Here is a 13,184-nt window from a genome sequence, read left to right on the forward strand (position 1 = left end):
AATAGAACTGACCAGTGGCTACCACTCGGTCAGTTTTTTGTATCAAAAATTGAGCGCTTTCTTTGACGGTATCGAAATGGTTATATTATATTTATTGAGTATATTTTTATACAAATAGAAAAAGAAAGGAAAACGCCCATGACACCAGAAATTATTACGTATCTTATTTGTTTATTGACCTTCGCTTATCTAGCTGTGACGATTTTTACTTTTGTAAAAAATCGCCGGACAGGTGACGGTTATCGCCTCCGAATTTTTTACGTGCTGGCAGCAGCCCTCGTCTTTTTGCTTTCCGTTTATGCAATCGCTACCGGTCAAACCTATGACGACTTGGTTACATCGATAAATGATCTTTTTCAATAAAACACCGTTGGCACGAAGCCCTGCGGATCTCTTCGTTTTTGAACCTCTGGTTGAGGGAAGGATCAAAACGGAAACGAGCCAATGAAAGACTGCTCTTCGATGGCTTTTTCATCAGGACCTTCTATACCGAATCAATGTCTTTCAACAAATGATGTCTGACTTTTTATGGAGTGTGCATGCTCATTCAGCTTAAAGAAGCGAAGCTTTCCGATTTACTTTCTATCTACTTGATACAAAAAGCTGCCTTCAAATCTCTCTTTCTCCGTTATCAAGATGGAGAAACTTCTCCCTATTTACAAAGTTTTGAGAAGCTAAACGCAAAGTTTTCTGCGTCGAATACCACTTATTATTTAATCATGACCGCTCAGAAAACCGTGGGCTTCCTAAAACTGACGGTTGAGCAGGAGCATACGACGAAGCTATCTTCCATCGCCCTTCTTCCCTCCTACGAGAACCGCGGGATCGGTAGACAAGCAATGACCTTGATTGAAAGGAACGTACAAACAGATACGATACATTTGAATACGATCCTGCAAGAACCCAAGCTGGTTCACTTTTATCATTCTTTGGGGTATTCCCCAACAGGCAGGTTTCAAAGCACCTCTTCAGCAATCTGCTTTGTCTCCTTTACGAAAAAAATTGCTGCGAAATAAAAAAGCCATCTCGCCTTTCATCGGCAGAGATGGTTTTTCTATCAATTGCCATCCTTTACAGCAATCATTTTATTGGTCCTGCAAGGTGTCATCGGTTTTTTTACGCAATCGCGGAATCTCTTTCACATTCATTAAATCTAAAAAGAAAGTAAACAATGGGATCCCAATGATCAAGCCCCACAAACCAAAGAGATGTTCGCTAAGATACAGGAGAATAAACGTGTAAAACATCGGAATCTCTGTTTTATTGGCCATCAAGCGGGGATTTAAGATATAGGATTCCAACGCATGAACAAATACTATGATCAAAAGAATATAGATCACGTCATTAAATCCGCCGATAGAATAGGCAATAAACGTCAATGGAATACACGAGATGATCACACCAGCAACAGGAATCAAGCTGAGAAAGAAAATCATCAACGCCAAACTCAACAGCTGCGGAAAGCCCATCACCGCTAAGGCGAAGACAGTGATTGCTGTATTAACTAAGGCGATCACCAACTGCGTCTCAATCACATTTCCGAAAGCACGCGTAAACTTAGCTCCTAAATAGTAAACATCTTCAAAGAACCACGCCCCTCGCCCTTGCAAAAATAGCCGAGAAAACGCAACGGTCTTTTTGTTATCGATCATAAAGAAGAAACTAAGCAGAAATGAGATCAGCACCGTCAATGCCAACTCACCGAAATTATACAGATAATTGATCACGACTAGAACGCCGCTTTGTAATTTCTGAATATATTCACTGGTTTGCAATAAATTCAAGACATATTCGATCAATTCATTGTTGGAGTCTGTCCGTTGGTAGAAATCAGCAACGGAATTGACTAATTGGACGGATTGTTTGATGATGATTGGTACATAATTTGTTGCTACTAAATAAAGAATAAAAACAATCAAGCTGTAAGTCAGGATGCTCGTAAGCTTAATGGGCAGATGACTTTTTCGATGGAGCAAAAGAACCAGCCGATAAATCAGATACGTAAAGATAAAGGTCAGCAACAGAATGGTCATCATACTGCGAAACAAAAAAAGAATGCCCGCAAGCATAAACAGGACCGTCCAGCGCCGCAACACAAGATTTTGAAGAAAAGCATTATAGTATTTCATCTGTAACTCCTTTATTCGTTGCAATGGAGCAACGAAGCATTTCAGTAGTGCCTAAGAATTATCTAATCATTAAACTATGCAAATAGCAAGAGATTTTATTTTTCTTAATCGAGCGAAAAAATGAAACAAAAAATCCTTAGAAGAATCGTTGGCTTTCTTCTAAGGAAAAGAGTTATTGGTAAACGGTCTTTCCTTCGTTTACGGGTAAAACCGAGTTGATGGACAATAAAAAGAAGCTGGCAGCCAACAGATCAGCACTGCCGCCTGGAGACACATTTTCTGACTGGCAGAAGGCTGCTAGTGCATGAAATGCTGGGTTCGGCAACGCTTGCTGATTGGCTTTTTGTGCGAGTTGCTGAACCAGTGCCAGTACCTCTTGATTGCTGCGGTATAAAATACACGTATCGTCCAGTGTAGCGATGATCGCCAACAGCATGTGGAGCCTTTTTTCAGTCTCATTGGAACAATCCCGAGAAAAATAATCCGCTAGAGCGATTTGAACATGGGGGAACCCAGCAGCAGCTTCCCCATACGCACCGAGATGTCCATATTTGGCTTGAACAGTTTTGCCATGACTTTCCGTTTGTTGAGTCAGCGCATGATCAGGAAATGCAGTGAGAAGCTGGATGTCAGAAAAGACTTCTGGCAAAAAAATCCGCTGTTTGCGACTAAGTTGGCTACTGACGGCGCTGATGAGCAAGCCTAATGCCCAAATGGCTCCTTTATGAGTGTTGATGCCACCAGTGGCTGCCAACATCGCCTGTTCTGCCTTCCGACCGATTGCAGCGATTGCTTCCCGCAACTCTTGAGACATGCTGCTTCCCCAAGACACCAAGGCCATTTCTTCAAAGTATGGCGTCAATGCTCGAGCTGATCGCAGAAAGAGTGCTTGATCCATATCGTGATGGGCACCTGAATCAATGGCATCCACTAACCCAGGTTTTGGGGACAATGTCACTTCTGCAATCAAGGCTTCTTCTACCAATTGGGCGAGTCGTCGACAATTTTCTTCTACAGCAAATGCAAACATCCAACTCCTCCTCTATTTTTTGATTTGACCTTTGATCGTTACCCATAAAACATGCAAAACATAGCTTGTTAAAAAACCACAGCTGGCAGTTGCCAAATAAGCGACGATGATCATGATGCCCATTGGCAGTTGCAGCAACAAATCTTTGAAGCATAGCAACAAAACTTGAAAGACAAAAACATTGGCAAGATAGGTTCGATACGCATAAGTAGATAGCCACTTAAATGTCCCTAACTGAGGGGCATTGTTCTTGATCATAGTTGACCCAAACATAAAGACTGCAAAAATCAATACTAAGCTATATAAGCTTTGCAATGTATTTAAATACGGTGCATGAGCGAAACTTAGATCACCTGCATAATGTAGCAGATGATTGGCAGATAATAGCCCCAATGCTAAACCCACTGGCAAGAAAGCATAGCGAATCTTGTATAGGAAGCGATAGACAGTTTCGTGATAAATCAAAGCGGCTTCGCCATAGATCCCATAGATCGCAAAGCTAAAGACAAACCGATCCAATAAATACCAGTTTTCATGATGCGGTCCTTCAAAAACTTGGCGATCATAAAACACATACCAAGCGGCATACAAAGCAGTTGCGACGATCAATACTGGCCAAACAGCTTTTTTCTTCGTCAACACTTTGTAACCTAACCAGACAAAAAACGGCATCAACAATTGGATCTGCAGCATCATGATCGTATACCACAAGTGTGGCGCCGCATCCCCCGTCACATATTTCAGTAAAAACGTTGCTGTATCAGTATAAGGTTTTCCTTGTTGGACAGCGGGAAAGAGCCATAAATAAGCCGTCGTCCAAAGCACATATGGCACGACAAGTTCAAAAAACTTTTCTTTCAAAAATTCTAGATAAGACAGATGTTGACTTGTCTTAACCATGTTATAAACAATAGCAAAAATAAACAGGGGTGCGGTAAATTTCACCAAGACATAAAAGGTACCGATGAATGCTGCAGTCTTTTCATCTTGGGTATTGGATAAGGCAAAAGTCAAAATCGTTTGCATCATTACTGCTGTCACGGCAAATACTTTTTGGAAATCACTGATGTTGATTTTTAAATCGTTGTTCTCAAACATGTTTTTCGCTCACTTTTCTAATAATTACCAAATCTCAGTGGTGAGTTTTGGCCCTTCGTCTGTTTTTACTAAGATTTTTTTTGATGGATGTTCCAAATACTCCTTTAAGGCAAACCCGCCTTGTTTTGTGATAACTTGAACATCGATCTGTTGAAAAAAGGCTGCCTGCTTTTCCAATAGTTCCAATGGCAGCTTTTCTTTCGTGTCGGCATAAAGCAACAGATCTAAATCACTTGTCGGCTTGATTGCTGCCTGTTTTGCAGCTAATTCAAAACCCAAACTGCCACCAATTCCCCAAGAATAGTACTTCAATAAAAGCCGTGCTTTTTGATAGCTGCGGTAAACTGGATAATTGGCTACTTCATTGAATCGGAAGCTCTCACGACTGGTCAATTCCCAAGGATGGATCGTTCGTTTGATCATGTTACAGGGTGCCTCAAAGGCAAACCGTTCTTGCCGCTTTTCCCCGCGCAACCCCACGGGTAAATAGCTAGGGTTGCTGGGTTTCCCACGACGGACGGTCGCAAAAAGCTGTTCTTTTTCAGAAAACCATTTCGGAATATCAATCATATCAAGAACTTCTTTATCTAATTGAACGATATCGTGGGCACGGTTCATTCGTTACTCATTCCATTCTGCATTCATTTTTTCAAATACGTTATTCGTTTCCAGCCGGCCGCTCTTTTTAGCGATCGGATTGGTGTAGCGACTGGTCAACATCGTGTCATTCGTTTTACGCACATCATCAATCGCCTCATTGATCGCTTCAATTACAGTCGCTTTGCTTTCAGAGGTGACAGACTGATCCGTAATGGAGGATAAGAAAGTGAAGATTGCCCCAAGTTTCGTATAATTTTTGATATCATAAGCAATACTTGGTACTTTTTCCGCAGCGGCTTCAATCGCGGCAATCGACCGTTTGGTGACCCGACTTGCACTTTCTTTTGACATTGCCTGAACAGTGATTTTTTCACTATTTAGTGCGATCAGACGACTTGATTGCAAGCCATGCGCTAAGAAAGCCCCAGAGATCGCATTACCAGCGATAAAACCGATCACTGGATGACCCGCTTGGCGTAGTTTGGCATAAGCTGCCGCACTGTTTGCTAAAGCTGCATGAATACCAATCAATTCTTCATTGTAGCCATACGCTTGGCTAGGGACATCGATGACCGCAATGATTGGTCGTTTGACTGCTTTCTCTTTGTCTTCTTGATAAACAGTTTCTAACAGGTGGCCCATCTCATACCCTTCGACTAAACCAACTTCTCCCTTGCGTACCCGATACATCGGATTAGTTGGGTTTGGCACGATCGCTGTAACAACGACTTCTTCAGTAAAAAGGTCAGATGCAGCTGCATAGACAGTTGCACTAGTTGAGGTTGGGAATTGCAGATTCGTCAATGCTGAAAACCAGTGATAACCGATACTGTCAGCAGCAGCTTCTTTGCCTTCTGTTACAGTAATAGGTGCCACTCCAGTTGCTTTATGCGCTGCAAGAGCCTTATTGTATGCCTCGATAGTCAGCGGCTTTGATAGATCAAGTTCGTTTAAAAGAGAAAGATAAAAACCACTTTTTTCGCTGCGATGACTGTCTTTCTTTTTAACCATCGCCGCAATCACAGCTTCTTGGATCGATTCGACACTGTCAGTCACTAGTTCATCGATCATTTGTGCTGCCAAACGTTGTTTGGCGCCAATGGTGTTCCAAATCAAATCTTTATCACTGGAATCAAATTCTCTCACTCCAGCTTCTTGTTCGATGACTTCAGGACCGTTCAAACCGATACGGGCTTTCTTCGTCGCTATCAAGTAGCTCATAAGTGCTGAGGTAATCGACATACCGCCAAAAGAACCCACCCGACCTGGCACTAAGCCAATCACTGGCACATACGATTTTATTGCAACGATCAAATTGCCGATTTCTGCAATCGACAATAAGCCGTAATTCGCTTCTTGGAGGCGTACGCCACCAGTATCGAGGATGATGATCGGTGTGATCGGATTGCCCTTTTGGTTTTCTTCCAACACATGAGTCAATGCCGCGATGATTTTAGCACCAGAAACTTCACCGATCCCGCCACCTTGGAATTTTCCTTCCATAGCGATCACGACCACGTTTTCTCCAGAAATCGTTCCACGGCAAACAACGATCCCATCATCGCTTTGTGGCACGATGTCTTGAGCCACCAGATTGGGTGCGATCATTTGGTCGAATGGATCGATCAATTCACGACCGCTCTTGGCATCCAATAATGCGTGCACCCGTTCTCGGGCATTTAATTCTACAAAACTATTCTTCATCTGCTAGTTCCTCCATTGCTTGGGTTAATCGTAGGTAAACCACACCGGGAGTGGCGCCAAAGTCGTTGATCACTATTTGCGCACTGATTGGATAGCGCTCAAAAAAACGTGTCAAGACATTTTGCCACACATCGCCAAAGCCATCACTTCCTGTACAAACTGAAACGGTGGTTTCTTGTTTGTCCGTTGGAAAAAGCAGAATTTCCAAGTCACCAGAACCAACCACGCCAACATGGACTTTTTTGGTGACTGGTTTCGTTGTTTGATACGTATAAGCTAATTTTTCCATCTCTTCTTCTCTCCTCTTGCTCTTATTAAGACCACGTTCTGAATTTCATTGGCGGTTCATACAACCCATCGGACCATTCGATCAAATCATCAACGGTTTGAGCTGCTAGCAATGATCGTTTGGCATCACTGCGTTTGATCCCTAAGTCTTCTGGTAATTTCACGATTCCCGCTTTGCGCAAGGCATCCAGAGAAGCTTTTGTGCTGGTCATTCCTAGTGGGGTTACACCACCGATGGCTGCGATTGCTGCTTGTTTTTCCTCTTTTGAGTTTGCTTTATAAAGATAAGCGATGCCTTCTTCTGTCACGATATGCGTCGTATCTTCGCTATAGATCATAATTGGGGCATTGGCTAAACCAGCTTGCTTTTGGACAGCCAACGCATCTAACGTTTCTACAAAAACAGGTTTTTTATTGGAACCATACGTTTCAACCATTTGAACGACTAATTTTTGTCCTTTTGCTAAAGGATCTGTTTCATCCCGTAAGGATTGCCAAGCTGGAGTCGAATGCCGACGGCCCCCCGGATTATGCCCCATATTTGGTGCACCACCAAATCCAGATAAGCGGCCTTTCGTCACTGTAGAAGAATTTCCTTGATAATCCAGTTGTAAGGTCGAACCGATAAACATATCGATGGCATATTGACCTGCAGTTTGGGATAATGCTCGATTGCTGCGCATCGAGCCGTCTTTTCCGACAAAGAATACATCTGGACGAGCGGCAATGTATTTTTCCATACCAACTTCCCCACCAAAACTGTGGATGCTTTCGACCCAACCAGATTCGATAGCTGGAATCATCGTTGGATGAGGATTCAAGACCCAGTTTTTCGCTACTTTTCCTTTGATTCCAAGCGTTTCTCCATAGGTTGGTAAAAGTAACTCGATCGCAGCGGTATTAAAACCGATCCCATGATTCAACGATTGTACTTCATGTTCTGCATAGATTCCTTTTAATGCCATCATCGCCATCAAAATTTGTAATTCCGTAATGTTTTGCGGATCTCTCGTAAAGAGGGCTTCTAATTGATACGGTTGGTCTGCTACCACGACGACATCGATCCAATCGCTGGGAATGTCGACCCGCGGCAAACGATCGACCACTTCATTAACTTGGACGATCACAATCCCATCTTTAAAGGCTGCTGCTTCGACGATCGTTGGCGTTTCTTCCGTATTGTAACCTGTATAAAGATTTCCTTGGCGATCGGCTTTGTCCGCCGCCACAAGGACCACATTCGGAATCAAGTCGATAAATAAGCGACCATATAATTCCAAATACGTATGAATGTCCCCTAATTTCATGGTTTTGTCTTCAATCATTTGGGCAACGCGCGTACTTTGTGCGCCTGCATAAGAAAAATCGATTTTCGTTGCAATGCCTTTTTCAAATATCGTCAAATGTTCTGGACGGGAGATACTCGACATGATCATATGCAAATTGTTGACTTTTTGAGCATCGACTTGTTCTAAGCTTTTTGATAGAAAGCTTGCTTGTTTTTGATTGTCGCCTTCAAGGACCACTTTGTCTCCCGGACGGATCAACTGTTCTAAGACTTCAATGATTGCTTCCGTTGGGACATATTTTCCATCGAGAAGATGCTCGATTTTTTTCATGGTTTGGGCTTTCTTTTCACGTTTACTTGCCCAGTTTCTTGCAGGTTTTTCCATTGTATTCATCTCCATTTTTGATATAGGAATAAAGCATCATCCATGCCATGTTGATCCAAATTGATCACACGGATCGCTTTGTTTTCACCAAATTTTGCTTGGATCAGTTTTGTTAAGGTATTGCCCGGAGGAAATTCAAGAGCCAAATCAAGTCCTGCTTCGTAGGCAACATCCATGATCTTGTTCCACTGCACCGGAAAAGCAATATTTTGCAGCAAATCACGACGGATCTCTTCAGGATTCATGGTCATCCGCCCATCTGTATTTTTGAGGTACGGACAGATAGGCACATCAAGGGATACCGTGTTCATAAATGGCGCAAACCGTTTCACGGGTTCTGTCATCAACACACAATGGGACGGCACAGGCACTGCTAAAAGTTTGGCGGTTTGCGCATGATAGTCTTTCGCTTGAGCCAGCGTCTTGCGCAAGCCTTTGAGATGACCAGAGATCGTATGCTGCATGGGGCAATTTTCATTTGACAAATAGACGGAAGCAGCAGGATCAAATGTTTTTGCCACGAGCGCTTCTGCTTCACTTCTCGTTACACCAACAAGTACCCCCATGGCATAATCAGTCGGATAGGCTTCTTTCATCAATGTCGCCCGATGATAGACCAAGCTAGCGGCATTTTCGAAACTTAAGCTTTCACAAGCTAACGCAGCGGAAAAAGCGCCAATCGAATGCCCCGCCACAAGCTGAGGTTGCACACCAGAGGCTTTCATCTGGTCCGTGTAAAAAGCCGCTTTTACTAAAAGCGCCAACTGAATAGAGACGGTATCTTGTTCGAGATTCTCCGATAGACGGTGTAAATCAAAGCCTGTCGCCTGTTCTAGCCGATGGAAATAACTGGCAGGTACGTCTTCAAGCATCTTGCTGGTCTGACTGCCTTGTCCTGGGTATACGAAACCTGTACTCATGAAACACCTCCTAAGCAATTTCTCTTTCCTGTGTCATAATAACGGAAGTTTGTTATAATAAAAAATACCAGTTTCGTGAATATCCATAACCAAAAGGTATGGAAAGAGGAGTATCTGATGAACCTTGATCATTTACGCTACTTTAAAAAAGTAGCCGAATCGAAAAATATTACCCAATCTGCACAAGAATTATACATCTCGCAACCTGCCTTGAGCCGTGCCATGAAACACTTAGAAAGTGAACTAGGCGTTCCTTTGTTCTATCATGCCGGTCGGCATATCGAGTTGACGATGTATGCTGAAGAATTTTATCCCTATGTCGTTGAGACGTTAGCACGTTTCGACGAAGGAATGAGTGCGATCCAAGCCTTAAATGGAGAAATGGTCCCGGCAGTGACGATCTACTCTGAAGTCGCATCCGTTTCCTTGCCTAACCTGGTGGCGACATTCGTTGAAAAGCACCCTGAGATCCAACTTTCGATCAAGCAGCACGGCAGTAAGGAGACCAACAAAGAACAAGCCTTCTACATTACCTCAGAGCCAAAGAACGGCTTGACTAATCTGCCGATATTCACGGAACCCATCTTACTGGCGATCCCCCAAAAGCACCCCTTGGCAGAAAAAAAAGACTTGCAAGTTGCCGATATCCAACACGTGCCTTTGCTGATGCTGGTTGAAAACAGCCCGCTGCGCAGAACCATTGACGAAGCTTTTGAAGCCAAAAAAATCAGTTTGACTATCGGCTCAACGACGGACGATCCAGCGACGCTGCGCTCCTTTATCAATCAAGGACTAGGAATCACCTTCTTTCCTAAAATTACTTGGGGTTATGAAGATGAGGCACCTTTCGTTTTACGTGAACTAGCAGATTTCCCCTTATCAAGGACGATCTATTTGGCATCAAGCTTTACGAAAGGTCACCCCATGACAAAATTGATTGCAAAAACCTTGATTGAATTTTATCTTGGTTAAACAAAAAGAAGCGTCCACTCGCACGTTAATTGTGCAAGTGGACACTTCTTTTTGTTTCCTATTTACCCCGGTTGAATCATCGAATCGACCGTACATTCATTCACATTGATCTCTTCAATCTCTTTTGACTAGCCACAGTATTGGCTGCAGTCAAGTGAGACCCCATAAGATTTGTTACACGCCTTCAAGTACGGCTGCCTTACCATCACTTATGCGTCAGGCAATTGATCGTATTCTTCATCACTGACTGCTTCTAACCATTCTGAAGCACCAGCAGTAATCGCTACATGGGCAAACCAACTATTTTTTGCTGCACCATGCCAATGTTTGACCCCTTCCTTGATGACTACGACATCACCAACAGTAAGTTTTTGCGGTTTCTTACCTGCTTCTTGGTACCAGCCTTCTCCTGAAGTCACCAACAACAATTGATACCCACCATCGATATGCCGATGCCAATTGTTGCGACAACCCGGTTCAAAGGTCACATTGCCAACGTTGACTGGAATCGCTGAATCAGCTACTAAAGGATTCAAGTAACTCTGACCGCTAAAATATTGCGCATAGGCATCATTTGTGTTGCCCAATAAAAAGATTCCTGCTTCTTTTGCTGCATCAGCTTTTGACATTTATTTTTCCTCCAATTCAGCTAGCTCTTCTTGATAAACCGTTTTGGCGATGTTAAAAGCAGACCAAGCTTTGGGCCAGCCAACATAGAAAGCCAGATGAGTGATTACTTCTGCAATTTCCTCTACAGTGATCCCGTTTTCCTTGCCAATCGTTAAATGGGCAGTCAACTGTTCAAAATTGCCACCGGAAATCAAGGCAGATATCGTCAATAAACTTCTCGTATGAGGAGCCAATTCTGCCTCACGTGACCAAACTTCACCAAATAACACATCATCATTCAGTTGCGCAAATTTCGGCGCAAAGTTGCCTAAGTTATCTCTTCCTGCTGTTTGTTTCTTGACCATATCGATCGACTCCTTCATCTATTTTAATGAAATGCTGATTTAACCAATTTCGAATAGCTGTATCCGCTTTCTCTATTCTTGAACCACGAACAGCTAATCCAGGATAAACAACTGCATCAGGACAAGTCTTTTTAAAGTCTTCAATGCTATTGCCGAATCCTGAGCCTTCATGAGTACAAAACGGAAAAATAATCTTCCCTTCCAATCGGTGATCTTTTAAAAAACTCGCTAGGATCATCGGGTATGTGCCCCACCAATTGGGAAAACCGATAAACAAGACCCGTTCTTTAAAAAACGCTGCCGATATCTCTTGATAGAAAGGGAAATCATTAGCCGCCTTTTCTTTTTTTGCTAGCTCGACCATTGCTTGATAGCTTTCAGGGTAAGGATAAGTCGGTTCAAGAGAATAAAGCGGGCATTGTAATTTCTCTGCTATTTTCTCTGCTAGAACCCGCGTATTTCCCACTATCAGCTTTTTTCGCTGCCCTTCAATAAGATTCTCCCCTGCTCGTGAATACACAAGTATTGCCGGCATTTTGTCACCTCCTTGGTTTCTCTTCTTGGTATATTTAATAGTAAGGCAAAGCGGAGCCGTTGAATAATGCTTTCTATAAAAAGTCCCTATGCTTACGAAGCATAGGGAGAGGTGGAAGCCAAAAGAAGCGGATCACTCCACTTCTTTTGGCTTTTAGGATGCAATTATTCAAAAGCGTCACGAAAGCGGGCAATGAACGCCGTCACAACCGGCGACATTACACGATTTCTTTTCCACACCAAGACACAGCTGGTTTCGATTTGAGGGACTAAAGGCAAAAATTTGATCGTTTCATCCCTCCGTTCTCCGACTGCTCCGCTGATGGTCAACGCCGAACCAACATGGTTTTCTACTAAGGAAAAGACATTGAAAATCAAGTTATATGTTCCAACGATCGGTAATTCTTCTATTGGTATTTTTGACCATTGACTAAACATTTGCTGCACTTCCGGACGCCTTGACACTAGCAAAGGCACCCCTTTAATATCTTCTGGTGTGATCTCCTCTTTATGGGCGAGAAAAGAATCAGCTGATGTCAGCATGCCCCAAGTTTCTTTTCTTGGTAGAACGACTTTTTCGTATTTCTCGATTTTGATGGGTTCGATCAAAATCGCCAAATCCAATAAGCCTTTCTCCAAACGCTCGTTGATATCATCTCCTGTGCCGCTGTGAATATGAAAGCGGACATCTGGATAGTCACTGATAAATTCTTCCAACATTAAGGAAAGCGTGTCGGAATTATCTGCTTCCACACAGCCAATTGTGAAATGACCACTAAACAACTGTCTCTTACGATCTTCAAACTCTTGCATGGTTTGATCCGTTAGACTCAATATCTCCTCGGCACGGCTTTTTAAAAAACGACCTGCTTCGGTTAAGAGCATTGTACGATTATCACGAATGAAAAGAGCCGTCCCTAATTCATCTTCTAATTCTTTTAATTGGCGGCTCAATGTCGGTTGGGTGATGTGGAGCACTTCTGCAGCTTGAGAAATTGTCCCTTCCTCTGCAATCGTGAAGAAATATTTTAATAAACGAAATTCCACTAAATCGCCTCCTCTTTTTTGCAACATTGTGACTCTTAGCAATGAAAAGAATCATCCTACTTCTTGGTCTATTCATTTTTAATAATAACAAAGAATCGCTAATTCAGCGAATCATGCTAAAAAAGCGGAGAAGACTGTAGAATTTTAAGAAGATCGTTTTATGGAATGACATGAGAAAATTGTTCGCACATTAATAATAGAGGGACAAAAAGACT

General features: G+C 42.8%; 15 protein-coding genes. 3 read left to right on the forward strand and 12 right to left on the reverse strand.

Going from position 1 to position 13,184, the window contains the following annotated elements:
• The first annotated feature begins 138 nt into the window (after window positions 1-138).
• The gene (locus IGK63_RS08070; protein WP_005235901.1) at window positions 139-363 is read left to right on the forward strand and encodes a hypothetical protein; all 225 of its coding nucleotides are present in this window, start codon (window positions 139-141) and stop codon (window positions 361-363) included.
• A 176-nt stretch (window positions 364-539) separates the two neighbouring features.
• Entirely contained in the window at window positions 540-1,016 is a 477-nt protein-coding gene (locus IGK63_RS08075) for a GNAT family N-acetyltransferase (RefSeq protein WP_016611801.1), read from the forward strand.
• A gap of 69 nt (window positions 1,017-1,085) precedes the next feature.
• Here IGK63_RS08075 and IGK63_RS08080 read toward each other — a convergent pair whose 3' ends face one another.
• From IGK63_RS08080 to IGK63_RS08115, 8 genes are all read right to left on the reverse strand, one after another.
• Window positions 1,086-2,129, reverse strand: coding sequence for an AI-2E family transporter (locus tag IGK63_RS08080; RefSeq protein WP_008379977.1), 1,044 nt, complete (start codon window positions 2,127-2,129; stop codon window positions 1,086-1,088).
• A 172-nt stretch (window positions 2,130-2,301) separates the two neighbouring features.
• The gene (locus IGK63_RS08085; RefSeq protein ID WP_016611802.1) at window positions 2,302-3,159 is read right to left on the reverse strand and encodes a triphosphoribosyl-dephospho-CoA synthase; all 858 of its coding nucleotides are present in this window, start codon (window positions 3,157-3,159) and stop codon (window positions 2,302-2,304) included.
• Between the two features lie 12 nt (window positions 3,160-3,171).
• Window positions 3,172-4,257: an acyltransferase family protein gene (locus tag IGK63_RS08090; RefSeq protein WP_016611803.1), complete on the reverse strand. Its 1,086-nt coding sequence runs from the start codon at window positions 4,255-4,257 to the stop codon at window positions 3,172-3,174.
• 24 nt (window positions 4,258-4,281) lie between these two features.
• Window positions 4,282-4,875 (reverse strand): malonate decarboxylase holo-ACP synthase, encoded by a 594-nt coding sequence (locus tag IGK63_RS08095; RefSeq protein ID WP_016611804.1) that lies wholly within the window; start codon window positions 4,873-4,875, stop codon window positions 4,282-4,284.
• Window positions 4,876-4,878: 3 nt separating this feature from the next.
• Window positions 4,879-6,561, reverse strand: a complete 1,683-nt coding sequence (gene mdcD, locus IGK63_RS08100) for a biotin-independent malonate decarboxylase subunit beta (protein WP_016611805.1) — start codon at window positions 6,559-6,561, stop codon at window positions 4,879-4,881.
• A complete protein-coding gene (locus IGK63_RS08105) occupies window positions 6,551-6,850 on the reverse strand; it encodes a malonate decarboxylase subunit delta (RefSeq protein ID WP_005226050.1) in 300 nt (99 codons plus the stop codon). Before IGK63_RS08105 ends, mdcD begins: the two co-directional genes overlap by 11 nt.
• A 25-nt stretch (window positions 6,851-6,875) precedes the next feature.
• A complete protein-coding gene (mdcA, locus tag IGK63_RS08110) occupies window positions 6,876-8,522 on the reverse strand; it encodes a malonate decarboxylase subunit alpha (protein WP_008379988.1) in 1,647 nt (548 codons plus the stop codon).
• A gap of 5 nt (window positions 8,523-8,527) precedes the next feature.
• Window positions 8,528-9,442 (reverse strand): ACP S-malonyltransferase, encoded by a 915-nt coding sequence (locus IGK63_RS08115; RefSeq protein WP_016611807.1) that lies wholly within the window; start codon window positions 9,440-9,442, stop codon window positions 8,528-8,530.
• A gap of 117 nt (window positions 9,443-9,559) precedes the next feature.
• On the opposite strand from IGK63_RS08115, the gene IGK63_RS08120 reads away from it, so the two are divergent.
• Complete coding sequence (locus IGK63_RS08120; RefSeq protein WP_034872658.1) at window positions 9,560-10,414, forward strand: LysR family transcriptional regulator; 855 nt, start codon at window positions 9,560-9,562, stop codon at window positions 10,412-10,414.
• A 209-nt stretch (window positions 10,415-10,623) separates the two neighbouring features.
• Here the strand turns inward: IGK63_RS08120 and IGK63_RS08125 are convergent, their stop codons facing one another.
• From IGK63_RS08125 to IGK63_RS08140, 4 genes are all read right to left on the reverse strand, one after another.
• Window positions 10,624-11,043 carry a cupin domain-containing protein gene (locus IGK63_RS08125; protein WP_008379994.1) on the reverse strand — a complete coding sequence of 140 codons (420 nt, stop codon included), beginning with the start codon at window positions 11,041-11,043 and terminating at the stop codon, window positions 10,624-10,626.
• The gene (locus tag IGK63_RS08130) at window positions 11,044-11,388 is read right to left on the reverse strand and encodes a carboxymuconolactone decarboxylase family protein (RefSeq protein WP_016611809.1); all 345 of its coding nucleotides are present in this window, start codon (window positions 11,386-11,388) and stop codon (window positions 11,044-11,046) included.
• Complete coding sequence (locus tag IGK63_RS08135; RefSeq protein WP_016611811.1) at window positions 11,357-11,923, reverse strand: flavodoxin; 567 nt, start codon at window positions 11,921-11,923, stop codon at window positions 11,357-11,359. The genes IGK63_RS08130 and IGK63_RS08135 overlap by 32 nt, the downstream gene beginning before the upstream one ends.
• Window positions 11,924-12,087: 164 nt before the next feature.
• Complete coding sequence (locus tag IGK63_RS08140) at window positions 12,088-12,969, reverse strand: LysR family transcriptional regulator (RefSeq protein ID WP_034872660.1); 882 nt, start codon at window positions 12,967-12,969, stop codon at window positions 12,088-12,090.
• Between the last annotated feature and the right edge of the window lie 215 nt (window positions 12,970-13,184).

Source organism: Enterococcus sp. AZ040 (genome assembly GCF_050499185.1).
GTDB lineage: Bacteria > Bacillota > Bacilli > Lactobacillales > Enterococcaceae > Enterococcus_D > Enterococcus_D entomosocium.